Annotated in this window: 22 protein-coding genes and 1 pseudogene; 14 read left to right on the top strand and 9 right to left on the bottom strand. The window is 65.4% G+C overall.

Annotation, left to right across the window (positions count from 1 at the left end; translation table 11 throughout):
- Positions 1-251: 251 nt before the first annotated feature.
- The gene (locus ACE10X_RS00810) at positions 252-1,115 is read left to right on the top strand and encodes an EamA family transporter (protein ID WP_375763922.1); all 864 of its coding nucleotides are present in this window, start codon (positions 252-254) and stop codon (positions 1,113-1,115) included.
- 81 nt (positions 1,116-1,196) lie between these two features.
- Complete coding sequence (locus ACE10X_RS00805) at positions 1,197-2,405, top strand: YbfB/YjiJ family MFS transporter (protein WP_038387233.1); 1,209 nt, start codon at positions 1,197-1,199, stop codon at positions 2,403-2,405.
- A gap of 115 nt (positions 2,406-2,520) precedes the next feature.
- Here ACE10X_RS00805 and ACE10X_RS00800 read toward each other — a convergent pair whose 3' ends face one another.
- The 3 genes from ACE10X_RS00800 to ACE10X_RS00790 form a co-directional block, all read right to left on the bottom strand.
- Positions 2,521-3,306, bottom strand: coding sequence for a molybdopterin-binding protein (locus ACE10X_RS00800; protein ID WP_038387234.1), 786 nt, complete (start codon positions 3,304-3,306; stop codon positions 2,521-2,523).
- Positions 3,307-3,316: 10 nt separating this feature from the next.
- Positions 3,317-3,949, bottom strand: coding sequence for a cytochrome b/b6 domain-containing protein (locus ACE10X_RS00795; RefSeq protein WP_016840266.1), 633 nt, complete (start codon positions 3,947-3,949; stop codon positions 3,317-3,319).
- A gap of 181 nt (positions 3,950-4,130) precedes the next feature.
- On the bottom strand, positions 4,131-4,685 hold the full coding sequence (locus tag ACE10X_RS00790; RefSeq protein ID WP_038387235.1) for a fasciclin domain-containing protein: 555 nt from the start codon (positions 4,683-4,685) through the stop codon (positions 4,131-4,133).
- Positions 4,686-5,012: 327 nt separating this feature from the next.
- Between ACE10X_RS00790 and ACE10X_RS00785 the strand changes: the two genes are divergently transcribed.
- Positions 5,013-5,630 carry an MFS transporter gene (locus ACE10X_RS00785; RefSeq protein WP_276325877.1) on the top strand — a complete coding sequence of 206 codons (618 nt, stop codon included), beginning with the start codon at positions 5,013-5,015 and terminating at the stop codon, positions 5,628-5,630.
- Positions 5,597-6,412, top strand: coding sequence for an MFS transporter (locus ACE10X_RS00780; protein ID WP_276325878.1), 816 nt, complete (start codon positions 5,597-5,599; stop codon positions 6,410-6,412). The genes ACE10X_RS00785 and ACE10X_RS00780 overlap by 34 nt, the downstream gene beginning before the upstream one ends.
- A 381-nt stretch (positions 6,413-6,793) precedes the next feature.
- Here the strand turns inward: ACE10X_RS00780 and ACE10X_RS00775 are convergent, their stop codons facing one another.
- Positions 6,794-7,555: an SDR family oxidoreductase gene (locus ACE10X_RS00775; RefSeq protein ID WP_038387236.1), complete on the bottom strand. Its 762-nt coding sequence runs from the start codon at positions 7,553-7,555 to the stop codon at positions 6,794-6,796.
- 86 nt (positions 7,556-7,641) lie between these two features.
- Between ACE10X_RS00775 and ACE10X_RS00770 the strand changes: the two genes are divergently transcribed.
- The 3 genes from ACE10X_RS00770 (at position 7,642) to ACE10X_RS00760 (ending at position 10,343) form a co-directional block, all read left to right on the top strand.
- Positions 7,642-9,171, top strand: coding sequence for a malonyl-CoA synthase (locus ACE10X_RS00770; RefSeq protein WP_038387237.1), 1,530 nt, complete (start codon positions 7,642-7,644; stop codon positions 9,169-9,171).
- Between the two features lie 25 nt (positions 9,172-9,196).
- Positions 9,197-9,700, top strand: a complete 504-nt coding sequence (locus ACE10X_RS00765) for a hypothetical protein (RefSeq protein WP_038387238.1) — start codon at positions 9,197-9,199, stop codon at positions 9,698-9,700.
- A 316-nt stretch (positions 9,701-10,016) separates the two neighbouring features.
- A complete protein-coding gene (locus ACE10X_RS00760) occupies positions 10,017-10,343 on the top strand; it encodes a hypothetical protein (protein WP_157788091.1) in 327 nt (108 codons plus the stop codon).
- A gap of 7 nt (positions 10,344-10,350) precedes the next feature.
- On the opposite strand, the gene ACE10X_RS00755 is transcribed toward ACE10X_RS00760, so the two are convergent.
- On the bottom strand, positions 10,351-11,211 hold the full coding sequence (locus ACE10X_RS00755) for a sulfite exporter TauE/SafE family protein (RefSeq protein WP_375763921.1): 861 nt from the start codon (positions 11,209-11,211) through the stop codon (positions 10,351-10,353).
- Between the two features lie 13 nt (positions 11,212-11,224).
- Positions 11,225-11,473: a hypothetical protein gene (locus tag ACE10X_RS00750; protein ID WP_038387241.1), complete on the bottom strand. Its 249-nt coding sequence runs from the start codon at positions 11,471-11,473 to the stop codon at positions 11,225-11,227.
- A 105-nt stretch (positions 11,474-11,578) separates the two neighbouring features.
- On the opposite strand from ACE10X_RS00750, the gene ACE10X_RS00745 reads away from it, so the two are divergent.
- The 5 genes from ACE10X_RS00745 to ACE10X_RS00725 all read left to right on the top strand — a co-directional run bounded on the left by ACE10X_RS00745 (position 11,579) and on the right by ACE10X_RS00725 (position 16,162).
- Positions 11,579-12,499, top strand: a complete 921-nt coding sequence (locus ACE10X_RS00745; RefSeq protein WP_304557409.1) for a LysR family transcriptional regulator — start codon at positions 11,579-11,581, stop codon at positions 12,497-12,499.
- Between the two features lie 229 nt (positions 12,500-12,728).
- Positions 12,729-13,127: a succinate dehydrogenase, cytochrome b556 subunit gene (gene sdhC / locus ACE10X_RS00740; RefSeq protein ID WP_028340868.1), complete on the top strand. Its 399-nt coding sequence runs from the start codon at positions 12,729-12,731 to the stop codon at positions 13,125-13,127.
- A 14-nt stretch (positions 13,128-13,141) separates the two neighbouring features.
- Entirely contained in the window at positions 13,142-13,516 is a 375-nt protein-coding gene (sdhD, locus tag ACE10X_RS00735) for a succinate dehydrogenase, hydrophobic membrane anchor protein (RefSeq protein ID WP_085964893.1), read from the top strand.
- 3 nt (positions 13,517-13,519) lie between these two features.
- Positions 13,520-15,358 carry a succinate dehydrogenase flavoprotein subunit gene (gene sdhA, locus ACE10X_RS00730; protein WP_038387244.1) on the top strand — a complete coding sequence of 613 codons (1,839 nt, stop codon included), beginning with the start codon at positions 13,520-13,522 and terminating at the stop codon, positions 15,356-15,358.
- Between the two features lie 18 nt (positions 15,359-15,376).
- Entirely contained in the window at positions 15,377-16,162 is a 786-nt protein-coding gene (locus ACE10X_RS00725) for a succinate dehydrogenase iron-sulfur subunit (protein WP_038387245.1), read from the top strand.
- Between the two features lie 28 nt (positions 16,163-16,190).
- Here the strand turns inward: ACE10X_RS00725 and ACE10X_RS00720 are convergent, their stop codons facing one another.
- The 3 genes from ACE10X_RS00720 to ACE10X_RS00710 all read right to left on the bottom strand — a co-directional run bounded on the left by ACE10X_RS00720 (position 16,191) and on the right by ACE10X_RS00710 (position 21,225).
- Positions 16,191-18,941: a bifunctional acetate--CoA ligase family protein/GNAT family N-acetyltransferase gene (locus ACE10X_RS00720; protein ID WP_038387246.1), complete on the bottom strand. Its 2,751-nt coding sequence runs from the start codon at positions 18,939-18,941 to the stop codon at positions 16,191-16,193.
- 125 nt (positions 18,942-19,066) lie between these two features.
- On the bottom strand, positions 19,067-20,941 hold the full coding sequence (locus ACE10X_RS00715; protein ID WP_038387247.1) for a ferrous iron transporter B: 1,875 nt from the start codon (positions 20,939-20,941) through the stop codon (positions 19,067-19,069).
- The gene (locus ACE10X_RS00710) at positions 20,938-21,225 is read right to left on the bottom strand and encodes a FeoA family protein (RefSeq protein WP_026192088.1); all 288 of its coding nucleotides are present in this window, start codon (positions 21,223-21,225) and stop codon (positions 20,938-20,940) included. The genes ACE10X_RS00715 and ACE10X_RS00710 overlap by 4 nt, the downstream gene beginning before the upstream one ends.
- Before the next feature lie 333 nt (positions 21,226-21,558).
- Here ACE10X_RS00710 and ACE10X_RS00705 point away from each other — a divergent pair.
- Positions 21,559-23,702: pseudogene (locus ACE10X_RS00705) on the top strand (ATP-binding protein).
- Between the two features lie 364 nt (positions 23,703-24,066).
- Positions 24,067-26,118 (top strand): ABC transporter ATP-binding protein/permease, encoded by a 2,052-nt coding sequence (locus tag ACE10X_RS00700; protein ID WP_038387249.1) that lies wholly within the window; start codon positions 24,067-24,069, stop codon positions 26,116-26,118.
- Positions 26,119-26,137: the final 19 nt, after the last annotated feature.

Raw genomic sequence — 26,137 nt, 5'->3', positions numbered from 1 at the left:
GTTGTCGTTGCCGGGCAAGAGCGCGAAGCGCGTCCTCGCACAGATGACCCGGCAATCCATCCCGCTTCGAAAGGCCTCTCTGAAGATGGATGGATGCCCGGGTCGAGCCCGGGCATGACGAGCGGGGAAATCCGGCCGGAGTGCTAAAACGCCGGAGCCGGATTGGCAAGGCACCCCGGATCGGCCCAGAATGGCCCCAACGAGCAACCCGCGCCCCAAGAAGCCAACAAGAAGCCAACAAGACGGACCTCATGACCGCAGCCATCGTCTACGCCTTCGCCTCGGCGATTTTCCTCGGCGCCGGGGTGGTGCTGGCGCAGCTCGGCCTGCGCACCGTCGAGCCGCTGTCGGGCGCCGCGATCAGCGTGCCCTCTTTCACCCTGTTGTTCCTGGTGCTGTCGCCGCTGATCCTGCATGGCGAGCCGGTGGTCTGGCGCGCACTGCCGATCTTCATGGCGATCGGGCTGTTCTTCCCGGCCTCGCTGACGCTCCTGACCTTTGCGTCGAACCGGGCACTGGGACCGGTCATCACCTCGACCTTGGGCAATCTGGCGCCGCTGTTTGCGGTCACCGCCGCCGTGATGCTGCTGCACGAGCCCTTGCAGCCGCAGCAGCTCATCGGCCTCGTCGTCGCGGTCGCGGGCGCCGCCATCATCACCGTGACGAGGCCGCGCGACCTCGGCCATTGGCGCAGCTGGGCCCTGCTGCTGCCGCTCGCCAGCGCGCTGGTGCGCGGCATCGTGCCGCCGATCGCCAAGCTCGGCCTTGCGATCTGGCCAAGCCCGCTATGGGCCTGCCTGGTCGGCTATGTCATGTCCTCGCTGTTGGTGCTGACCGTGCAGCGGATCCGCAAGGGCAGCTTCATGGTGCAGGCGCCGCGCGAGGGCCGATTCTGGTTTGCGCTGACCGGGATCAGCAACGGGCTCAGCGCGCTCAGCCTGTTCGCCGCGGTCCGCAACGGCCCGATCACGCTGGTGGCGCCGCTTGCCGCGATCTATCCGCTGGTCACCGTGGCGATGAGCGCGATGATGCTCAAGCATGTCGAGATTACCGCGCGGATCGTCGGCGGCACCCTGCTGACCGTGATCGGCGTCGCGCTGGTCCTGATTGCCTGATACGCAAGACAGTGTTGCGGGCATCGGCGCTGGGCAGCGCCGCCGCGGCCTGTCACAATGCGGCCATTGCCGGAGTGAATTGTGAGAGCCCCCGCCCCGTCCTACCCGCATCCCGCGCGGCTGATCCTGATTCTGTCGCTCGCACCGACGGTCGGTCTCGGCATCGGCCGGTTTGCCTATTCGCTGGTGCTGCCCGACATGCGCGACTCGCTGGCCTGGTCCTATTCGGCCGCCGGCTTCATGAACACGATCAATGCCGCCGGCTATCTGGCCGGCGCGCTGCTCGCCTCGCGCCTGATTGAACGCTTCGGGCTTGCCGCATCGGTGCGCTGGTCGACGCTGGCCTGCGCGCTGTCGCTGGCGCTTTGCGCCCTCTCGGGCAATTTCGTGGTGCTGAGTTTTGCCCGCCTGCTGGTCGGCTTCGCCGCCGCGATCGGCTTCGTCGGCGGCGGCGCGCTCGCGGCGACCATTGCGCAATCGCGACCGGAACGCGCGAACTTCCTGCTCAGCCTGTTCTATGCCGGGCCGGGCGTCGGCATCCTCGCATCCGGATTGATCGCGCCCTTCGTGCTGCAGGGTTTCGGCGCCGGCTCGTGGTGGATCGTGTGGTGGGCGATGACGCTGCTTTCCGCGATCATGACCGTCCCGCTGATGCTGGCGCCGCTCCACGCCAACGCCGCCGCCGGCGGCATCGTGCGGACCCAATTCGCTGTCATGCCGGTCCTGATCTACCTCGCCGCCTATTTCCTGTTCGGTGCCGGCTACATCGCCTACATGACCTTCATGATCGCCTATGTCCGCGACGGCGGCGGCGGCGCGGCTGCACAGAGCGCGTTCTGGAGCCTGATCGGCGTCAGCGCATTCGTGACGCCCTGGGTCTGGGGGCGGGTGCTGGCGCTCGACCGCGGCGGGCTCGCCACCACCATCATCCTCGGCGTCAACGCGCTCGGCGCCAGCCTGCCGATCTTCGGGCATTCGCCGCTGCTGCTTGCGATCTCCGCGCTGGTGTTCGGCGTCGCCTTCTTCGCCGTGGTCGGCTCGACCACCGCCTTCGTGCGCTTCAACTACCCGCCGCAATCCTGGCCGACCGCGATCGCGGCGATGACCATCGCCTTCGGCATCGGCCAGACGCTCGGACCGATCGTGGTCGGCGCCATCACCGACGCGGTCGGCAGCCTGTCATTCGCGTTGAACGTCTCGGCCGCGATGCTCGCGCTCGGCGCGCTGCTGTCGGCGTTTCAGAGGAAGGTCCCCTCCCAGCGTCGTCCCGGGGAAGGCCGGGACCCATAACCACAGCTGGTTGGGGGATGTAAGGAAGCTCTCCCCTCGTACCTATTCCCTCGGCCGCGGGGTATGGGTCCCGGCCCCCGTGCGCAATTGCGCACCAGGCCGGGACGACAGCAAATTAGCTCCCGCTGAACGAATTGTAGCCCTGGTCTTCCCAGTAGCCGCCCTTGTAGTCGTTGGTCACTTCCATCGAGAGCACGTATTTCGGGTTCTTGAAGCCGAGCTTGGTCGGGACCCGGATCTTCATCGGAAAGCCGTAGGCGCGCGGCAGGATCTCTTCGGCGAATTTAAACGTCATCTGGGTCTGCGGGTGCAGCGCCGAGCGCATGTCGAGCGGCGAGTTGTAGCCGTCCTTGTCGGCGCACTGGAACCAGACATATTTGGCGCGGGTGTCGGCGCCGACCAGCTTGAGGAAATCGCGCAAGGGCGTGCCGGTCCAGCTGCCGATCGCGCTCCAGCCTTCGACGCAGATATGGCGCGTCACCTGCTTGACCTGCGGCAGCTTGTACAATTCGTCGAGCGTCCACGACTTCTTGTTCTCGACCAGCCCGCGCACTTCGAGCTTCCAGTCGGCGCCTGCGATCTCAGGCGCGTCGTCGAGATCGTAATAGGCGTTGAACGGGAACGGCTTGGTGATCATGCTCTCGGGAAAGGTCGGCGCCAGCGCATCCGGATTGAACATCCAGGCCTGCACCGCGTCGTTGAACTTCGAGACCTGCTTCAGCATTTCCTCGGCCGACGACGAATCGACCACGTCGCAGCCGGTGAGCAGCGTCAGCGCGCCGAGGCTGGTGCCCGCCGTGATGAAGCGGCGGCGCGTCAGCTCCGGCATCGTCTTCACCGCATCGCGCACGAGCAGCTTCTTGTCGACACCGGGGATCAGGAGCTTGCGGAGACGACCCATGACTACCTCCCTAGCGTCCGATGATCATGGCGCGCAGGCTCTTCGGCACCAGCAGCGCGAGCGCGACATGGATCACCAGGAAGGCGACGATCAGCGCCATGCAGGTGAAGTGAACATAACGGGCGAAATCGTAGCCGCCGAACAGCGACACCAGCCAGTGCAACTGCACCGGCTTCCACATCGACAGGCCGGACAGCACGATGACGACGCCGACGATGATGATGCCGGCATAGAGCAGCTTCTGCACCGAATTGTATTTGCTGAGATCGTCATGCGACAGTTTGAAGGTTAGCGCCGCCTTGGTGTCTGCAATCACGCCGCCGGGGGTGATCGGCAGCAGCTTCTTGCGAAACCGGCCGGTGGCAAAACCCAGCGCCAGATAGACCAGGCCGTTGACCATCAACAGCCACATCGCGGCGAAGTGCCAGAGCAGCGCACCGCCGAGCCAGCCGCCGAGCGTGATGCTCCGCGAGAAGGTGAAGCCAAACAGCGGCGAGGCGTTGTAGATCTGCCAGCCGGACATGATCATCAGGATCATCGCGAAGGCGTTGATCCAGTGCACCATGCGCACCCAGACCGGCTGGATCGCCTTCGCGGGCGCCGCGGTCTCTGCCTGGTGGTCGCTGACGGCAAGGCTCGTCATGGGATGTCTCTGCTCGTGGTCGTTACCGGCTTATACGCCCGGAACCGGCGTTCCGTTACGGGGTCTCGCGTTATCAGTTTGATATACGCCACTTGATATAGTCACAAAAATGCGAGCCGGGGCGAGGCGCCGGCTCGCTATGTCGCGGGTCCTTCGAGGGACAAAATCAGGCCGCCAGGTGTTACGTCGCCGGCATCAGCACGGTGTCGACCACATGGATGACGCCGTTCGACTGATTGACGTTGGAGATCGTCACCATCGAGCTGCCGCCCTTGGCATCGACGATCCAGACCTTGCCGTCCTGCTTCTTCACGGTCAGTTCCTCGCCCTCGGCGGTCTTCAGCTTCTTGCCGTCGGTGAGGTCGGAGGCCTCGAGCTTGCCCGGCACCACATGGTAGGTGAGGATCTTGGTCAGCGTCGCCTTGTTCTCGGGCTTGACTAGGTTATCGACGGTTCCGGCCGGCAGCTTGCCGAACGCGGCATTGGTCGGCGCGAACACCGTGAACGGCCCCTTGCCTTCCAGCGTGCTGACCAGGCCCGCGGCCTTCACCGCGGCGACGAGCGTGGTGTGATCCTTCGAATTGACGGCGTTCTGCACGATGTTCTTCGACGGGAACATCGCGGCACCGCCGACCATCACGGTCTTTTCCTCGGCGCGGACCGGCGCCACGACAGTGGCCGTGATCGCGAGCGCGCTGAAGGCGGCGGCGGCAAGATAGGCAATACGCTTCGACATGGTTTCGTCTCCCGATGGGTAATATGGCCAGCTCAGTTTTCGCCGGCGATGAAGGGGCAACAACGGCGCGTATTAATCGGTGTGCGTCGTCGTTGGCCTGAGCTACGGGAGGTTTTCCGGGCGGTTTCCGGAAATAACTCTTTGTGATTGCTGAAACCGGGCGGCGCGCGCTTCGTACACGTGGCGCTTCACGCAGCGCGCCCGCGCATTCCATTCAACGGAATGGACGCGTGCGCTGCCGCGAGCAATTCGCTTGCCGCCATGGTGCGATTGGTTCAGCCTGAGATTGCGGTACGGCTTCGCAGAGAGCGGCCGCGGGGAGGCATCATGAGCAGCATCACGGCGGACGGACACGCCGCGCCCACAGTGAGCGATGCGGATAGCGACATCGGCCCGCTCGAACAGAAGCACCTGCAATACGCCAATTACCGCGCCGTCGCCGGCAGCACCGAGCTCACGAAAACCCATTGGCACATCGCGACCGCCAACGCGCTCGGCTGGGGCTTTGACGGCATGGACGGCGTGATCTTCGCGCTGATCTCGCCGATGGTGATCAAGGAATTTTCGCTGAGCCTGCCGGAGTACCGCTCCGGCATGCAGATCGCGCTGTTCGTCGGCATCGCGGGGCTTTACTTCTGGCCATGGCTCGCCGACCGCTACGGTCGCCGCACGCTGCTCGCCGTCAATATCGCGCTGTTCTCGCTTCTGATGCCGGTCGCGGCGATGTCGCCGACCTTTGCGGTGTTCGTGATCGCGCGCTCGCTGTTGTTCTTCGCGCTGAACGGCGAATGGTCGCTCGGCTCGATGCTGGTCGCGGAGACCTGGCCGGCCCGGCTGCGCGGCCGCGTCATCAGCATCACCCGCTCGGCCTGGTGCCTCGGCGCACGCTGGCCGGCGCAATCACCGGGCTCGTGGCTGCCAATTTCGGCTGGCGCATCGCCGTGATGGTGCCCGGCGTGATCGCGCTGCTTGCGATCTATATCCGCTCCACCTGCCCGGAATCGCCCTATTGGGTGCGCGCGCAGGACCGCAAGCGGCGCATCTCGGAGACGCTGGCGCGCGGCGGCACGGTCAACGCTGAGGACAGCGCCTGGTTCGGCAAGGCCAAGTCGGTCGGCATCCGCCAGGTGTTCATGCCCGACGTGCTGCCGTCGACATTGGTCGCGCTGTTCGTGGCCTGCGCCTCGACCTGCATCTACGGCACGGTCGGCGCCTGGATGCCGCTTTACCTGTCGACCGAGAAACACTGGTCGACCGCCGAATACAGCCTGTTCTACGTGTTCTACGGCCTGTGCGGCTTCCTCGGCCTGTGCCTGGTCGGCTGGCTGATCGACAAGATCGGCCGCCGCCGCACCTTCATCATCACCTTGATCGAGGGCGCGATCTTCATGACACTCTGGGTCTATTCCGAGGATCGCGTCCTGCTGTGGGCATTCGGGCTGGCCTGGTGTCTCGGCTTCCTTGGCTTCTGGGGCCCGAGCACGACGCTGACGGCGGAGATCTTTCCGACCCGGATCCGCGGCGCCGCCAACGGCGTGGTGTGGGCGATCGCGTATTTCGTCGGCTTCGTGCTATTCCCGTTCGTCTCGATCGCGCTGCAGCAGCACACCGGCTCGTTCGCGCTGTCGTTCCTCTGCATCCCCGTGCTGATGATCGCGATGGCGGTCGGCGTGTTCCTGTTCGTGCCGGAGCATACCGGGAAGGAATTGAACGAGATCATCGAGTGAGTCGCGCGGGACTCCGTCGGTTGCAGCCCGGATGAAGCGCAGCGAAATCCGGGCTACGGAGCTCCAACCTCCCCTTGAAAAGGGGAGGTTGCTTTGCTCGCAGAGCAAAGCGGGTGGGGATCAGCGCTCTCCGCATACAGCATCGCCTGCGGATGACCCCCATCCCGGCCTTCCCCCTTTCAGGGGGAAGGAGAAGATGGACCCGTAGCCCCGTTGCGGATTAATGGCACACTGTCGTCCCGGCCAAGCGAAGCGCGAGCCGGGACCCATAACCACGAATGGTCGTTTTGCGAAAGCTGTGGCTCCAGCCCATGCTAGCAACGAACGTCGGCGGTTATGGGTCCCTGCTTTCGCAGGGACGACCCGTTGAGGGAGCAGGGCCTAATCCCGATTCGCCGGTGTCTGGATGAAGCCGCGGTTGTGGGTCGGGCTGATCAGGATCTCGTTCATGCAGACCCGTGCCGGCATGCTGGCGACGAAGGCGATGGTGCGGCCGCAATCCTCCGGCTGCAGCATCTTGGCCTGCTCGGCTTCGCTCGGCACCACCGGCCGCTGCTTCAGGATCGGGGTCGCAACCTCGCCCGGCGACAGGCAACATGCGCGCAAACCGTTGACGCATTCGTCCATGTTGAAGGAATGGGTCAGCGCCAGCACCGCGTGCTTGGTCGTGGTGTAGGCCGGGCCCGGCATCTTCGAGACGTGGCGGCCGGCCCAGGAGGCCACATTGATGATGCAGCCGTCCTGCTGCTTGCGCATCGTCGGCAGCACCGCGCGCATGCAGTAGAGCACGCCGTTGAGGTTGATCTCGACGAGCTTGTCCCAGCCTTCCAGTTCCATGTCGGCCCAGCTGCGCTTCGGCACATTGATGCCGGCGCTGTTGACCAAAAGGTCGATGCGGCCGTGCTTGGCGACGATCGCCTCGGCGGCCTTGTTGACGTCGGCCTTGTTGCTGACATCGAGCGGGATCGCCTCGGCCTTGCCGCCCGTTTTCGTGATGTTGGCCACCACGCGGTCGAGCTCTTCCCTGCGGCGGCCGGAGACCACCACCGTCCAGCCGTCCGCAGCCAGGAATTCCGCCCCGGATTCGCCGATTCCGGTGCCGCCGCCGGTGACCCAGGCCACGCGTTTCCCATTATTTGTCATGCAAACTGTCTCCGTTGCTTTCTGAAGGGCGTTTTTGCTAATCCAGCCGAAATCTTCCGGCCCTTCGCCCCTCGGGGAATCTTTGCATGAACACGACCACCAACGCCAATCTGTTTTCCCGCCTGTTCGACGGCCTCGACGACCCCGGCCGGCTCGCGATCGAGCAGCTCGACGGCAGCCGCATCTCCTATGGCGATCTGATCGCGCGCGCAGGCCAGATGGCGAACGTGCTGGTTGAGCGCGGCGTCAAGCCGGGCGACCGCGTCGCGGCGCAGACCGAGAAGTCGGTTTCGGCCCTGGTGCTGTATCTCGCCACCGTGCGCGCCGGCGGCGTCTACCTGCCGCTCAACACCGCCTATACGCTGAACGAGCTCGAATACTTCATCACCGATGCCGAGCCGGCGCTGGTGGTCTGCGATCCTTCCAAGCAGGACGGCATCACGGCGATCGCCGCCAAGGTGGGCGCCAAGGTCGAGACGCTCGGTGCCAGCGGCAAGGGCTCGCTGACCGAGGCCGCCGACAAGGCGGCGACGGAATTCACCACGGTGCCTCGCGGCAACAATGATCTCGCCGCGATCCTCTACACGTCGGGCACCACCGGCCGCTCCAAGGGAGCGATGCTGTCGCACGACAATCTGGCGTCGAACTCGTATTCGCTGGTCGACTACTGGCACTTCACCGACAAGGATGTGCTGATCCACGCGCTGCCGATCTATCACACCCACGGCCTGTTCGTGGCGAGCAACGTGACGCTGTTCGCGCGCGCCTCGATGATCTTCCTGCCGAAGTTCGATCCGGACGTGATCATCAAGCTGATGGCCCGCGCCACCGTGATGATGGGCGTGCCGACCTTCTATACCCGCCTGCTGCAGAATCCCGGCCTGAACAAGGACGCCACCAGGCACATGCGGCTGTTCATCTCGGGCTCGGCGCCGCTGCTCGCCGACACCCACCGCGAATGGTCTGATCGCACCGGCCACGCCGTGCTCGAGCGCTACGGCATGACCGAGACCAACATGAACACGAGCAACCCCTATGACGGCGACCGCGTGCCCGGCGCGGTCGGCTTCGCGCTGCCCGGCGTCTCGGTGCGGGTCACCGATCCCGAGAGCGGCAAGGAGCTTGCGCGCGAGACCATCGGCATGATCGAGGTCAAGGGCCCGAACGTGTTCCAGGGCTACTGGCGCATGCCAGAGAAGACCAAGGCCGAATTCCGTGGCGATGGCTTCTTCATCACCGGCGACCTCGGCAAGATTGACGACAAGGGTTATGTCCACATCCTCGGCCGCGGCAAGGATCTCGTGATTTCCGGCGGCTTCAACGTCTACCCGAAGGAGATCGAGAGCGAGATCGACGCCATGCCCGGCGTGATCGAATCCGCCGTGATCGGCGTACCGCATGCCGATTTCGGCGAAGGCGTCACCGCAGTCCTGGTCTGCAGCAAGGGCGCCGATATCAGCGAGGCCTCGGTGCTGAAGGCGCTCGACGGACGGCTGGCCAAATTCAAGATGCCCAAGCGCGTCTTCGTCGTCGACGAATTGCCGCGCAACGCAATGGGCAAGGTGCAAAAGAATATTTTGCGCGATACGTATAAGGATATCTACGCGAAGGGGTAGGGGCGCGACGATGTCGCGATAACCGATGAACCGCAAAGAGGCTATTCGGTTGAGTGACCAGCTCATCATCGCCAACGAGGCGATGATGAAAGCCCGAACGGCTATTGCAGAACTCGGAAAAGAGGAGCAGCTCGAATTTGACGGCCCGCTCTTCGAGCTTCTGATTGAGTTGCAATGGCAAGTGATGGTGCCGCTTTACGAAAAATTTCCCGACTTGCTGCCGTCCGCGCTTCTTGAGGAATTGCCTGTCCCCTCCCCCACCTCCGACGTGGCATGGAGCGACGTAAAATTGCCGCGCGGCGCGACCACAGCAGCGCTCGACGAATTCCTCATGTCGCTGCTGGAGCCATATTGGCAAAAGGCCGCGCTGGTTCTAGGCAAAGGCATCGCACGTTCCGACGAGCTGGGATTGCCGTTCAGCTATCGCATGATGGCAGCACGTTTGCGATACCTATGGGATACCGGTCGAATCGAAGGTGAGGGTGATCCCCGTTCACCGCCCCACAGCCAAGTACGACTGACGGACTAACGCGTAGTTTCGTAGCCCGGATTGAGCGAAGCGAAATCCGGGACCACTCTATCAGCTGCGAGAACCCCGGATTGCGCTTCGCTCCATCCGGGCTACGCGCTGCGGGAAGAAGTGCGCAAGGATATTTACAGGACGCGGTGACCGGAACCCGGCATGGATCGAGAGCAGGCGGCCGAACTGAAAAAACGCCTACTGAACGTGGGCCGAGCACTCGATCGTACGGTCATTGCCATGGGACAAATCGACGAGGCCGAGCGCGACGCCTTGTGGGAGCATCTCAACGAACTCTACGAAATCGTCCACCGAAAAGCTGTTGGTGGGCATCTATGCCCAGCATCCGGACCTAAAATCTCCACCGAGGCCCCCGCATCTCTTCAGCGAATTGACATGGAGCGAGATACTTCTCCCGCCATCGGTGACCGAAGATCAACTGGACGAAGTCATCTTCTCGCTTTTGAAGTCCCGCTGGCGGAAAGTTGTGGCGTTCGTGACCGATGCGGAAAAGCGCTTCAAGGAACTCGGTTGGACTATCACCTATGAGGCGACGGCGGCCCGCTTGCAGGTACTCTCTGATTTGGATCGTATCGAGAGCGCTGGCGATCTGCGATACTGGAGCAACAGCGAGGTTCGGTTGAAGGACTAAGCTGCGGCTAATGCCCGCCCAGCAGGCTGATCACGAACCGTCCGCCGACGATGAAGAGATAAGCCCCGAAAGCCACCTCCAGCGCGCGCTTCGACAGCGCGTGCGCGACCTTGACGCCGAGCGGCGCGGTGACCAGCGTGGTCGGCATCACCAGCAGCGCCCCGATCAGCGAGACGTAACCGAGCGCGAACGGCAGTTGCAGCGCGGTGACGTCGGGGAAGCGCGCGGCGGCGGGCCAGCCGGCATAGACGTAACCCAGCGCGCCGGGGATCGAGATCAGCACCGCAAGCGCCGACGAGGTCGCGACCGCCTGGTGGATCGGCCGGCCGTAGAACGTCATCAAGAGGTTGGCGAACAGGCCGCCGCCGATGCCCATCAGCGTCGACAGCAGGCCGACGAAGAAGCCGTAGACGCGCATTAAAAAGCCCTTCGGCACATCGTCGCCGAACTTCCAGGTCTCGCGCGCCAGTAGCAGGCGTGCGGCTGCCGACCACGCCACCACCACGAACACGATCTTGAACAGCCGCTCCGGCGCAAAGCGCGCGGTGACGCTGCCGGCGGCGACGCCGATCACGATCGGCAGCCACCAGCGCTTCAGGATCGCCATGTCGACTGCGCCGCGGCGATAATGCGCACGGAACGAGCTCAGCGATGTCGGGATGATGATCGCGAGCGAGGTGCCGATGCACAGCGGCATCCGCACCTCGAGCGGCACGCCGGCGAGGCGAAAGCATTCGTAGAACACCGGCACCAGGATCGCGCCGCCGCCGATGCCAAACAGCCCAGCAAGAAAGCCGGACAGCGCGCCGACCGCGATCAGCAGCAGCGCAAGCTCGAGCAATTCCTTGGGGTCGAGGCCGGCCATCATGTCCTTCGCATCATCAGGAGACGCTCGCCTCGGTGCGGTCGGCCAACCACAGCGCGACCAACGCTGCGACGGGAGCAGCGACCGCAATCAAGGCAAAGCGGAGGGGGATCGAGGACGTCGCGCCCTGCATCGGCAACGTCAGTACGTCGATTAACAGTCCGACGCAGGAGAAAACAAGCAGGATGGCCAGATCGTCGGCACCGCCGCGGCCGGCACGTCTGCGCCGCTCGAGCGAATATGGACGGATGGACGTTGAGGCCATGTCGATCTCCTCAAATCGTGGGAGCCGTCAGGCTAGACCCTTCTGAAAGACGGGGGTATTGCTGCAGATAAGCAGGCTCTCTTGCCAAATGCGGAAGGATCGGGCTTGGACCAGCTTGCGGCGATGGCGGCCTTTGTCCGCGCGGTCGAGACCGGCAGCCTGTCGGCGGCGGCGCGCGCGCTGCCGAGCTCGCTCACCTCGGTGAGCCGGCAGATCAGCGCGCTCGAGGAGCATTTCGGCACCCGCCTGCTGCTGCGCACCACCCGCCAGCTCGCGCTGACTGACGACGGGCGCATTCTCTATGAGCGCGCGAAATCGATCCTCGGCGAGGTCAGGGAGATCGAGGCGGCGCTGGCGCGCGACCCGCGTCAGCCGTCGGGGCGGATTCGCGTCAGCTCGCCGAGCCTGATCGGACGGCTCGTGATCGCGCCGTTGCTGGTCGAGTTTCTGCGCCGCTATCCGGCGCTGTCCGTCGACCTTCTTCTGGTCGACCGCGCCGTCGACATGGTCGAGGAGGATATCCATCTGGCCATACGCATCGGCCGTTTGCGCGACTCGCAGCTCGTGGCGCGCAAGCTCACCGATCTGCAGATGATCGTATGCGCAGCGCCCGACTATCTGGCCCGGCGCGGCGCGCCGCAGACACCGGATGATCTTGCCGGGCATGACTGTCTGGTGTTTTCCGATTCGCCCGGCAGCGCGGAGTGGCGTTTTGCCGACGGCAGCAAGACGGGTCGCAAAATCCGCATATCCGGTCGGCTCTGGATGAATAGCCTCGATGCGCTGGTCGGTGCGGCGCGGGAGGGCGCCGGCATCGTCCGCGTGCCGTCGTGGCAGGTGCAGTCCGATCTCGCCGACGGTCGCCTGACGCGCCTGCTGATCGACCATGAGCCGGCGCCGACGCCGCTGCATCTGATGCTTCAGCCGTCACGTCTCGCATCGCCTAAGATCAGGGCATTTGTCGATTATCTGGTGGAACAGTGGGGCAGAATCGATGCCTTGCGGACCCCGTTTGCGGGCGGCTGAGCGCGCCCATCGATCCGCGAGCATATAGATTCACTACTTGGTTCGCTCGACCTTGCATCTGGTATACCACACTGCGGATCAACCAGAATTCGGCAACTCTAACAATGAACTTCGGTTCGACCGAAGGCTATTTGGCCGTTGCGCGGGGTGATCCTAGTCCGTAAATAGAACTCCTCTACCGCGTTCCCCGATGGGCCGGCCGCGGTCCCTCACAACATAAAGCCCGCCGATGACCGCCAGGATCGAACGACCGCTTTCACCCCATTTGCAGACCTATCGGTGGACGCTGACGATGGCGCTGTCCATCGTCCACCGCGCCACGGGTTTGGCCCTCTATTTCGGCACGCTGCTGCTGGCCTGGTGGCTGATCGCCGCCGCCTCCGGCCCCTCGGCTTACGCCAACGTCCAGGCCTTCACCGGCAGCGCGATCGGCAAGCTGATCGTGTTCGGCTACACATGGGCGCTGATGCACCATCTGTGCAGCGGCATCCGGCATTTCGTCTGGGATCTCGGCTACGGCTTCAAGGCCAATGAGCGCGAAGCCCTGACCTGGGGCGCGCTGGTCGCCGGCATCGCGCTGACCGTGCTGATCTGGATCATCGCTTACGCCGTGGGAGGTGGACGATGAGCGGCCCCTCTTCGATGCGCACGCCGCTGGAGCGCGTCCGCGGCCTCGGCTCCGCGCACACCGGCACGGGCGATTTCTGGCGCCAGCGCCTCACCGCGGTTGCGATGACGTTGCTGATCGTTCCCGTGATCGTCGTGGTGATCACGCTGATCGGCCGCAACCATGCCGGCGCGGCGCAGATCCTCGGCTCGATTCCGATCGCCATCATCCTGCTGCTCTTCATCATCGCCAGCACCTGGCACATGAAGATCGGCATGCAGGTCGTGATCGAAGACTACATCCACAACGAGAAGCTGAAGATCGCCAGCGTGATGGCGAACAACTTCTTCTGCGTCGCGGTCGCATTGGCCTCGATCTACGCAATCCTCAAATTGTCGTCGGGAGTTTGATCCATGGCCGGTGAAGGAAACGGCAAGGCCACCAACGGTGGCCCGGCCACGAACGGCAAGGCCTACCCGATCCAGGACCATACCTACGACGTCGTCGTGGTCGGTGCCGGCGGCGCCGGCCTGCGCGCCGTGGTCGGCTGCTCGGAAGCCGGGCTGCGCACCGCCTGCATCACCAAGGTGTTCCCGACCCGCTCGCACACCGTTGCGGCGCAGGGCGGCATCTCGGCCTCGCTCGGCAACATGCATCAGGACGACTGGCGCTGGCATATGTACGACACCGTGAAGGGATCGGACTGGCTCGGCGACCAGGACGCGATCGAATACATGGTGCGCAACGCGCCCGACGCGGTTTACGAGCTCGAGCATTGGGGCGTTCCGTTCTCGCGCACCGAGGACGGCAAGATCTATCAGCGCCCGTTCGGCGGCATGACCATCGACTTCGGCAAGAGCCAGGCGCAGCGCACCTGCGCCGCCGCCGACCGCACCGGCCACGCCATGCTGCACACGATGTACGGCCAGTCGCTGCGCCACTCGGCCGAATTCTTCATCGAGTTCTTCGCCATCGACCTGATCATGGACGATCAGGGCGTCTGCCGCGGCGTGATCGCACTCAAGCTCGACGACGGCACGCTGCACCGCTTCCGCGCCCAGACCACGATCCTGGCGACCGGCGGCTATGGCCGCGCCTATGCCTCCTGCACCTCGGCGCACACCTGCACCGGCGACGGCGGCGGCATGGTGCTGCGGGCCGGCCTGCCGCTGCAAGACATGGAGTTCGTCCAGTTCCACCCGACCGGCATCTACGGCTCGGGCTGTCTCGTCACCGAAGGCGCCCGCGGCGAGGGCGGCTATCTCGTCAACTCCGAGGGCGAGCGCTTCATGGAGCGCTATGCGCCGTCGGCCAAGGACCTCGCCTCGCGCGACGTCGTCTCGCGCGCGATGACGATAGAGATCCGCGAAGGCCGCGGCGTCGGCAAGAAGAAGGACCACATCTTCCTGCACCTCGATCACCTCGATCCGAAGGTGCTGCATGAGCGGCTGCCGGGCATCTCCGAATCGGCGAAGATCTTCGCCAATGTCGACGTCACCCGCGAGCCGATCCCGATCGTGCCGACCGTGCACTACAACATGGGGGGCATCGCCACGAACTATCACGCCGAGGTGCTGACCAAGCGCAATGGCGACGACAATTCGGTGGTGCCGGGCCTGATGGCGATCGGCGAAGCGGCCTGCGTCTCGGTGCATGGCGCCAACCGCCTCGGCTCCAACTCGCTGATCGATCTCGTGGTGTTCGGCCGCGCCGCCGCGCTGCGCCTCGCCGACAAGCTGACCGCGAACGCCAAGCAGCCGGAGCTGCCGAAGGATTCGTCCGACCTCGCGCTCGGCCGCCTCGATCATTTCCGCCATGCCTCCGGCGGCACGCCGACCGCGAAGCTGCGCGACAGCATGCAGCATGTGATGCAGAACAATTGCGCGGTGTTCCGCACCGGCGACGTGCTGCAGGAAGGCCAGAACCTGATCCACAAGGTCTATGGCGGCGTCGGCGACATCTCGGTGTCGGACCGCTCGCTGGTGTGGAATTCCGACCTGATCGAGACGCTGGAATTCGACAATCTGATCGTGCAGGCGGTCGTGACGATGGATTCGGCGGCCAACCGGACCGAAAGCCGCGGCGCGCATGCGCGCGAGGATTTCCCGGACCGCGACGACAAGAACTGGATGAAGCACACGCTGACCTGGATCGATCCGGCCGGCAAGACCGCGATCGAGTACCGTCCGGTGCACAGCTACACGATGACCAATGACGTGCAGTACATCCCGCCGAAGGCGCGGGTCTACTGAGAACGAAGGCGAGCAAGCATGGTTGAATTCGCACTTCCCAAGAATTCGAAGATTTCCGGCGGCAAGACCTGGCCGAAGCCGGCCGGCGCCACCCAGACGCGCGAATTCCGGGTGTATCGCTGGAACCCGGACGACGGCAAGAATCCGAGCGTCGACACCTATTATGTCGACACCAATGATTGCGGTCCGATGGTGCTGGACGGCCTGATCTGGATCAAGAACCACATCGACCCGACGCTGACCTTCCGCCGCTCCTGCCGCGAAGGCGTCTGCGGCTCCTGCGCGATGAACATCGACGGCCAGAACACGCTGGCCTGCACCAAGTCGATGCACGACGTCGGCGCCGGCGGCGCGGTGAAGGTCAATCCGCTGCCGCACCAGCCGGTGGTGAAGGACCTGGTCCCCGACCTGACCAATTTCTACGCCCAATATGCCTCGATCGAGCCGTGGCTGAAGACCACGACGCCGACGCCGCAGAAGGAGTGGAGGCAGAGCCACGAGGACCGCGAGAAGCTCGACGGCCTCTACGAGTGCATCCTCTGCGCCTGCTGCTCGACCTCATGCCCGAGCTACTGGTGGAACAGCGAACGCTTCCTCGGCCCCGCCGCGCTGCTGCAGGCAAACCGCTGGGTCACCGACTCCCGCGACGAGGCGACCGGCGAGCGGCTCGACAATCTCGAGGATCCGTTCCGCCTCTATCGCTGCCACACCATCATGAACTGCGCCAAGGCGTGCCCGAAGGGCCTCAATCCCTCCGAAGCGATCGCCGAGCTCAAGTTCAAGCTGGTCGAACGCCAGATCTGATCCGTTGCAGCCGCGGCTGGCGCTGTCGTCAGCGGCCAGCCGCAGCAGGCCGGATCAGGATATCGGCGCCGACCGCATCGACACCGGATCGATCGAGATCGAGCACGACATCGACGATGCTGTGATCGTCCGGATCCATCGTGACGGTGAAGCCGAGATCGCGGCACATCCCGATCATCGTGGTGTTCTCGGTCAGCACTTGGCCGGACAGGCGCTTCAAGCCCTCCGACCGCGCATAGTGGATCAGGAGCTGCATCAGCGCCCAGCCGAGGCCTTTGCCCTTGAGATCGGACTGCAGCAGGATCGCGTATTCGGCATTCTCGTACAGCGAATCCGAGTGCAGCCGGACCGCGCCCATCATCTCGCCGGTGTTCGGATCGAGCGCCACAAAGGCCATCGCGCGCGCAAAGTCGAGCTGGGTCAGGCGCGCGATGAAGGCGTGCGAGAATTCCTTCATCGCATGGAAGAAGCGCAGCCTGAGGTCTTCGGCGGTGACGCGCTTGAAGAAATCGCTGACCATCGGCTCGTCCTCCGGCCGCATCGGGCGCACCGTGACGCGCGAGCCGTCGCGCAGCGCAAGCTCGCCTTCCCATTGCGACGGATACGGCCTGACCGCGAGCCGCGTATGGCCGGCGAACAGCCGGGTGGGTTTGCGGATCGCGACCCGCGCATCGAGCGCGAGCACGCCGCTCTCGTCCGCCAGCATCGGGTTGATGTCGAGCTCGGCGACCTCGGGAATGTCGGCCGCCATCTGCGCCAGCTTGACGAGGGTGAGCGGCACCACATCGGCCGGGACCGCCGGCACATCGCCATAGCCGCCGAGCAGCCGCGAGACGCGGGTGCGCCCGATCAGTTCGCGGGCGAGATTCATGTCGAGCGGCGGCAGCGCCAGCGCCTTGTCGTTGATCACCTCGACCGCGGGGCCGCCGCGCCCGAACACGATCACCGGACCGAAGGTCGGATCTTCGGCGATGCCGAGGATCAGTTCGCGCGCCGCGCGCCGCACGATCATCGGCTGGATCGTCACGCCTTGCAGGATGGCATCGGGCCGGGCACTTCGTGCCCGCGCCATGACCGTCCGTGCAGCTTCAACGACGCTGTCTTTCGTGCGCAGGTCAAGGATCACGCCGCCGACGTCGGAGGCGTGCCGGATGTCGCGCGAGGACACCCTGACCACGATCGCATGTCCCTCGGCGAGAAGCGGCGCCGCCTTCGCGGCGGCGTCCTCGGCACTGTCGGCGACGAGCGTCGTCACGATCGGAATATGATAGGCCGCGAACAGGGCGACGATCTCGGCCGGATCGAGCCAGGCGCGCCCTTCCGACAGCGCCTTCACGACGACGTGCCGCGCCGCCGCCGTCTCCGGCGTGAACACCGATGCGACGCCAGGCGGGGTTGCGGCGAGCGCGGTCGAGGCCTCGCGATAGCGCACCAGATACATGAAGGCGCGCACCGCATCGTCCTCCGTCGGGAAATGCGGAATCCGCGCCGCCTCGAAGATCGCGCCGGTGCGTTCGTCGGCGCCGACCCAGGCCGCGAGCACCAGCGCGGCGACCGCACTCCGCTTCGTCCTGCGGTCGCGCAGACATTGCGCCACCGCCTCGGCAATCCCCTGGGCCGGCGCCACCGCGGTTTCCACATTCGCGACCAGCACCGCGTCGCTGTTGGCATCATCGAGCAACGCGTTGAGCGCCACCACGTAGCGGTCGGCATCGGCATCGCCCGCGATGTCGACCGGATTGGCGTAGGACCAGCCCGGCGGCAGCACCTTGTCGAGCCGTTCGATGGTCTCCGCCGTCAGTGTCGCGGGAACGCCGCCGAGCTCGGCCAGCCGGTCGGTCGCGAGGATGCCGAGCCCGCCGCCATTGGTCAGGATGGCGAGCCGGTTGCCGCGCGGGATGAAGCCGCGGCCGAGCAACTCGGCGCAATCGAACAGCTGGCGCAGGTCGTAGACGCGCAGCATGCCGGCGCGGCGGAATGCGGCGTCGTAGACCGCATCGGAGCCTGCCAACGCGCCGGTGTGGGTCGCGGCGGCCTTCGCGCCCTGCGCCATCCGTCCCGACTTGACGATGACGACCGGCTTCAACCGCGCCGCGGCGCGCGCCGCCGACATGAACTTGCGCGCGTCCTTGACGGCTTCGAGATAGATCAGGATCGCGCTGGTGTGGTCGTCGAGCGCGAAATAATCCAGGAGGTCGGCGACATCGACGTCGAGCTGGTCGCCGATCGACGCGATGCCGGAGAAGCCGAGCCGCCGCTCCGCCGCCCACTCGATCATCGCCGACGCGACCGCGCCGGACTGCGAGATCAGGGCAACGTGCCCGTCCGACGGCTGATGCGAGGCGAAGCTCGCATTGAGCTTCACACGCGGCACCATGACGCCGAGGCAATTCGGCCCGATCAGGCGCATGCCATGCCGTCGCGCCGTCTGCCCCGCGGTCTCCGCCAGCGAGCCCGCGCCATGGCCAAGACCGGCCGACAGGATCGCCGCGCCGGCAACGCCGGCCGAAGCCGCCTCCGCGACGATCTCCGGAACCGCCGCCGCCGGTGCGCTGATGACGACGAGATCCGGAACGAACGACAGTGATTTCAGGTCGGGAACGGTCGGCGCACCATCGACGTCGGCATAGTTCCGATTGACGACGCCGACGCGGCCGGTGAAGCCGCTCGCTTTGATGTTCCTGAGCACCGCCGCGCCGAGCGACGACGGACGCGGGCTGCCGCCGACGATTGCGATGCTTCGAGGCGAAAATAGCCGCTCCAGGCCGTACGTCGACATTGCATGGTCTCGCAGGGAACACGCGGAGGGGCCCGCTTCATGCGCCCTCGACCAACTCTACTGCTTCGCTTGGCTGCCTGCACCTATCGCAGTTTCGAGTCGAAATGATGAAACTGCGTTACCGATCAATGCAGGCCGAGCGCCTGCGCGAGGTTGAAGGTCAGGAAGCTCGCGACATAGGCCAGCGCGAGCATGTAGATGAACGTCACCACCATCCACTTCGCGCCGCCGGTCTCGCGGCGGATCACCGCGAGCGTCGAGGCGCATTGCGGGGCGAAGATGTACCAGACCAGCAGCGACAGCGCGGTCGCCAGCGTCCATTTCTGCGCCAGCACCTGGCCGATCTGGTCCGCCGCCTCCTTGCCGCCCTCGATCGAATAGACGGTGCCGAGCGCCGCCACCGCGACCTCGCGCGCCGCCATGCCCGGAATCAGCGCCACCGCGATCTGCCAGTTGAAGCCAATCGGCCGCAGCAATGGCTCGAGCGCATGGCCGATCATCGCCGCAAAGCTGTAATTGATCGCCGGTCCCTCGGCGCCGGCCGGCGCCTGCGGGAACGAGGCCAGGAACCAGATCAGCACCATCATCGACAGGATCGTGGTGCCGGCCCGGTACAGGAACATCTTGGCGCGGGTGAACACACCGATCGCGATGCTGCGCAGCCGCGGCATCTTGTAGTCGGGCAATTCCAGCATGAACGGCGCCGGCGCGTGATCGCGCCACAGGAAGAATTTCGCGATCGCCGAGACCGTCAGCGCGCTGGTGATGCCGGCGGCATAGAGGCCGAACATCACGAGCCCCTGCAGGTTGACGAAACCCCACAGCGTGGTCGCCGGAACGAAGGCGGAGATGATCAGCGTGTAGACCGGAATGCGCGCCGAGCAGGTCATCAGCGGCGCGATCAGGATCGTGGTCAGGCGGTCGCGGCGGTTGTCGATGACGCGCGTCGCCATGATGCCGGGAATGGCGCAGGCAAAGCTCGACAACAGCGGAATGAAGGCGCGGCCATGCAGCCCGGCGCCGCCCATGATGCGGTCCATCAGGAACGCGGCGCGCGCCATGTAGCCGAAATCTTCCAACAGCAGGATGAACAGGAAGATGATGATGATCTGCGGCAGGAACACGATCACGCTGCCGACGCCCGAGATCACGCCGTTCTGCAGGAAGCTCTGCAACAGGCTCCAGCTTTCCGGCAGCACGCCGTGGATCAGCTGCCCGAGCGCGGCGAAGCTGTCCGACAGAAACTCCATCGCCGGCTGCGCCCAGGTGAACACCGCCTGGAACATCACGAACAGGATCACGGCCAGGATCACGAGACCCCAGACCGGATGCAGCACGACCGAATCGATCCGGTTGGTCAGCGTGTCGGGCTTGGTCGGCAGCGTCACCGCCGCGGCGATGATGCGGTCCGCCTCGCGCTGCGCCGCCTTGAGGTCGGCGATCGTCGGCGTCGTCCACTCGCTGGCCGCCGCCTCATGCGACCTTGCCAGGAATTCGTCGGTCCGCTTCAGGAGCTCGTCGATGCCGCCCTTGCGGACCGCGACCGAGGTCACGATCGGCAAGCCGAGCTCCTGCGACATCCGATCGATGTCGATCGTGACACCGCGGCGCCTGGCGATATCGATCATGTTGAGCACCAGCATCATCGGCCGGCCGACGCGCTTCAGCTCGAGCACCAGCCGCAAGGTCAGCCGCAGATTGGTGGCGTCCGCGACGCAGAGCACGAGATGGGGCACCGCCTCGCCGTCGAAGCGGCCCAGCACGATGTCGCGGGTGATCTCCTCGTCCGGGCTGCGGCCGCGCAACGAATAGGTGCCGGGCAGGTCGAGCACGGTCACGCTGCGGCCCTCCGGCGTGACGAAGCCGCCGGACTTGCGCTCGACCGTGACGCCCGGGTAGTTGGCGACCTTCTGTCGGCTGCCGGTCAGGCTGTTGAACAGCGACGTCTTGCCGGTGTTCGGCGCGCCGACCAGCGCCAGGCGCAGGGATGCAGTGGTCATTCGACGATCACAGCCATGGCTTCGCTCCGGCGTAGCGCGATCGTGATGTTGTCGACGCGCACCGCGATCGGGTCCTTTCGGATCGTGCCTTCATGCAGGATTTCCACGCGCGCGCCCTCGACAAATCCCATCTCGACCAGGCGCTGCTCCAGCTCCTGCGGAGACAGCGATGAGCCCGTCACGAGCGCATCGAGCCTGATGATCTTTCCGACAAAACCGCGATCCGCATGTCCGAGCCGGACGTCCTGCAAATTATCCCGGGAGCTGTTTGGATCGCCTGTCATGCGGCCTGTTTTTCAGCAGGTAGTCACAGGGTCAAGCGTTTGCCCGTGAGAGGTTTTAGAACTCCTAAAAACAGCGCCCGGAAGCGCCATCCAGGCCGATTTTCCGCTTGACTGCCGGCGAGGCGCTAACGAGGTCGTGATGCCACCGCGCCGCAGCCGCCCCGCGCGGCCCCGGACGTGAGCCGGCTTCGAATTGATCGATCCGGGTTGGTCTCCGGTAACCTTGACCGATCGTGGAATGGCGAACTAGCGTCCGCACCGCGCCTCGCGGCGCCGTTTTGCTTCCTCCCGCGCAACGGTTTGCGTTATGGTTCGCGCGGAGCCGGAGCGCCCGTGCAGACCGCACAACGCAATTCGCTGAGACTGCTGCAATGGATGATGGCCGCCGCGCTGGCCCTTCCGCTGGCGCTGTTCGTTTTTGCCTCCGCAATGTCCTGGATCTCGACCAGCGAGGCCGCCGACCAGGAGATCCAGCGTACGCTCGATGTCGCCCATGAGCACGCGCTGAAGGTGTTCGAGACCATCGATCGCGGCCTGGCCGAGGTCACCGAGGTCGTCCGCGGCATGGGTGATGCCGATATCAGCGCGCGCGAGAAGAGCCTGCACGAGCGGCTACGGCAGGTCGCCATGGCGCTTCCCCAGGTAAAATCGGTCTGGGTGTTCGACGCCAACGGCCGCGCCCTCGTCAACAGCCTGGTGCAGCCGGCCCCCGACGTCGACTTCTCGGACCGGGACTACTTCCGGATCCATGCCCAGGGCGACATCGGCACCTATATCGGCGAGGTGCTGACGCCGCGGCCGCCCTATCTGGGCTCGCGGTTCTTCAGCGTCGGCCGGCGCCGCAACGGCGACGATGGCAGCTTTGCCGGCGTGATCCAGGCCTCCGTGCTTCCGGAATATTTCGAGAACTTCTACGCCAGGATCGGCCGCGAGCCCGGCAGCTTCCTGGCGCTGATCCGGACCGACGGCGCCGTGCTGGCGCACTTCCCTGCCGTCAACCACGACGTCCGGTTCGAGCCGAGCGGACCGCTCGGGCGGCAGATCGTCGCCAATCCCGAGGCCGGGACGATGACGATCCGTTCCCCGGCCGACGGCATCGAACGGCGCATGCGCTATCAGCGGCTGGCCGGATACCCGGTCTATGTCAGTGCCGGCCTCGAAACCTCAGCGATCCAGTCGCGCTGGATGTCGACCATGGCCCAGCACCTGATCTTCGGGGTCCCGGCCACCGGCCTGCTGTTCGGCCTGCTCGCGCTCGCCTTCCGGCGAACCCAGCGCCTGCAGGAGGAGGCCAACCGGCGCATCGAGGCCGAGGAGGCGTTGCGGCACGGCCAGCGGCTCGAGGCCCTCGGGCAGCTCACCGGCGGCGTCGCGCACGACTTCAACAACCTGCTCACCGTGATCCGCGCGTCGGTCGACATGTTGCGGCGGCCGGACCTGCCGGAGCCGCGGCGGCAGCGCTACATCGATGCGATCTCCAACACCGTGAACCGTGCCGCCAAGCTGACCAACCAGCTGCTTGCATTCGCGCGCCGGCAAACCCTCAAGCCCGAGGTGTTCGACGCCTGCCAGAATGTCCGCACCCTGAGCGAGATGATCGCAACCCTGATCGGCGCGCGCATCGAGATCACGGCGCAAGTGCCGGACGAGACCTGCCTCGTCAACGCCGATGCCGGCCAGTTCGAGACCGCCATCATCAACATGGCGGTGAACGCGCGCGACGCCATGGACGGCGTCGGCCGGCTCACGATCGCGGTCCGCGCCGTGGACAGGCTGCCGTCCGCGGCCGGCACGCCGCCGAACTCGCCCGGCCATGTCGCGGTGTCGGTAGCCGACACCGGCTCGGAATTCCGCAGGAGCTGTTCGGCCGCATCTTCGAGCCGTTTTACACCACCAAGGAGGTCGGTCACGGCACCGGCCTCGGCCTGTCCCAGGTGTTCGGCTTCGCCAAGCAGTCCGGCGGCGAGGTGACCGTCACCAGCGAAGTCGGCAAGGGTGCGACATTCACGCTGTATCTGCCGCGCGTCGTCGGCGGGCATGGCGCGCGAGCGCAGCGCACCGAGGACGCGCCCTCGGTCGATCGGACCGGCGCATCGGTCCTGATCGTCGAGGACAATGCCGAAGTCGGAAAGTTTGCCGCCGACACGCTGACCCAGCTCGGCTGCACCTGCGTGCTGGTGGACAACGCCACCCACGCGCTGGAGGAGCTCGCCGTCGACGCTGACCGGTTCGACCTGGTGTTCACCGATGTCGTGATGCCCGGCATGAGCGGCATCGAGCTTGCGGAAGAGATCCGCCGGCAGCGGCTCGATCTGCCGATCGTGCTCGCCTCCGGCTACAGCCAGGTGCTGTCGCAACAGGGCAGCGGCGGCTTTGAGCTGCTGCAGAAGCCGTATTCGGCCGAGCAGCTCGCGCGCGTGCTGCACAAAGCGACGCGGTCGCGCCGGCTGAGGCGCGATCAAGCGCCGGCGGAGTGAGGTGATTGCGTGGCACATCTCAAGCACGCTGTCGTCCTGGCGAAAGCCAGGACTCATAACCACCGCAGTTGATTGGAAACGGGATCGCGGCCCCAACCTCGCGCAACAATTTGCATTCGGGGTAATGGGTCCTGGCTTTCGCCAGGACGACGATGAGGATAGGTCTCGTTTCAAGATATCGAATATCGGTGTCATCACCCGCGGGTGATCCAGTGTCCCAGAGACGGCTGTGCTTGAATCAAGCGGTCGCGGCGTACCGGATCGCCCGCATGCGCAGGCCTCACCCCCTGGAGTCGTTGCAATCCGCGCGACTGACCGCCGGAAGCCGGGCGGAACCGGGTAATTTGCCTGGCGTTATCGTGCCATGGGCAAAGCTGAGGCAAAATCCCAATCGTCGGACAGGCCGTCGTCGGCCAAGACTGCATCGCGTCGGAAAGCGAGCACAAAGCCGGCCGATCAAGAGCGCAAGGATCCCGCGGCAGGCGAAGCGGATGAGAAGTCGGAATTTGTCGAGGTGATTGCCGAAGGCGGCGACCATGTCGAACCGCCGCCGCCGGAAATCGTCGAACCCGATCCCGAGCTGTCGGCCGAAGAGGCCGAAGAGGCGCGCAAGGACTATTTGCTGACGCGGTTCTGGATCAGCGCGCGCGGCTATTGGGGCCGGAGCGGCGACCGGCTGGCATGGCTGTTCACGATCGGCCTGCTGCTGCTGATCGTCGCCAATGTCGCCGTGCAGTACGGCATCAATGTCTGGAATCGCGCGATCTTCGATGCGATCGAAAAGCGCGATTCGGCCAGTGTCTTCCACCTGACGGCCATCTTCTTTCCGCTCGCGATCGGCAGCGTGCTGCTGGGGGTCGCCCAGGTGTTCGGCCGCATGGGCATCCAGCGGCGCTGGCGCGCCTGGCTTACCAACGCCGTCGTCTCGCGCTGGCTGACCAACGGCCGCTACTACCAGCTCAACCTCGTCGACGGCGATCACAAGAATCCGGAGTACCGGATCGCGGAGGATCTGCGGATCGCGACCGATTCTCCGGTGGACTTCATCGCCGGCGTGACGTCGGCGCTGCTCTCGGCCGTCACCTTCATCGTCGTGCTCTGGACCATCGGCGGCGCGCTGACGGTGACGCTGGGCGGCTCGTCGATCAGCATCCCGGGCTTCCTGGTCATCGCCGCGATCATCTATGCGGCGATCGCGTCGGGCTCGATCACGGCGATCGGCCGCAGCTTCGTGCAGATCTCCGAGGACAAGAACCAGGCGGAAGCGGAATTCCGCTACATCCTGACCCGCGTGCGCGAGAATGGCGAAAGCATCGCGCTGCTCGGCGGCGAAACCGAGGAGCGCGACGGCATCGACAAGACGTTCTCGAACGTGTTGCGGCAATGGGCGCGGCTCGCCGGGCAGCACATGCGCACGACGCTGGTGTCGCAGGGATCGAATCTCATTGCGCCGGTGGTCCCGTTGCTGCTGTGCGCGCCAAAATTCCTCGACGGCAGCATGTCGCTCGGCCAGGTGATGCAGGCGGCCTCGGCCTTCACCATCGTGCAGACCGCGTTCGGCTGGCTGGTCGACAACTATCCGCGGCTCGCCGACTGGAACGCCTGCGCACGGCGCATCGCCTCGCTGATGATGTCGCTTGACGGGCTCGAACGCGCCGAGACCGGCGACGGCTTCGGCCGCATCGAGCGCGGCGAGACCGCGGGCGAGGCCATGCTGAGCCTCAACGATCTCTCCGTCACGCTGGACGACGGCACCGCCGTGGTCGGCGAGACCGAGGTGGTGATCGAACCGGGGGAGCGGCTGTTGGTCGCCGGCGAATCCGGCACCGGCAAGAGCACGCTGGTGCGCGCCATCGCCGGGCTGTGGCCGTGGGGCGGCGGCAGTGTCGGCCTCCACGCGGACCGCCGACTGTTCATGCTGCCGCAAAAGCCCTACGTGCCCTCGGGCACGCTGCGGCGCGCGGTGGCCTATCCCGGCGCGGCGGAAGACTGGACCATCGATGAGATCAGCCGTGCCCTGCACAAGGTCGGCCTCGACCATCTCAAGGACAAGATCGAGGAGGACGCGCCGTGGGACCAGACCCTGTCCGGCGGCGAGAAACAGCGGCTCGCCTTTGCCCGCCTGCTGCTGCACGCGCCCGACATCGTCGTGCTCGACGAGGCGACGTCCGCGCTCGACGAGAAGAGCCAGGACAAGATGATGGAGACGGTGACGACGGAACTGCCGAAGGCGACCATCGTCAGCGTCGCCCATCGCGTCGAGCTCGAAGCGTTCCATAGCCGCAAGATCGTGCTGGAGCGCCGCAAGGGCGGCGCCAAACTGGTCAGCGACGTCGATCTGATCCCGCGCAAGGGCAAGCGAAGGCTGCTCGGCCGCTTCCTGCGGCAACGGCAGGCGGCGGGCAAGGCGGCGTAACGGGCGTTGGCGCTGCCGT

Source organism: Bradyrhizobium sp. Pha-3, assembly GCF_042258325.1.
Taxonomy (GTDB): Bacteria; Pseudomonadota; Alphaproteobacteria; order Rhizobiales; family Xanthobacteraceae; genus Bradyrhizobium; species Bradyrhizobium elkanii.
Note: the sequence above shows the minus strand (reverse complement) of the source record. Positions and strands in the feature narration are given on the sequence as shown.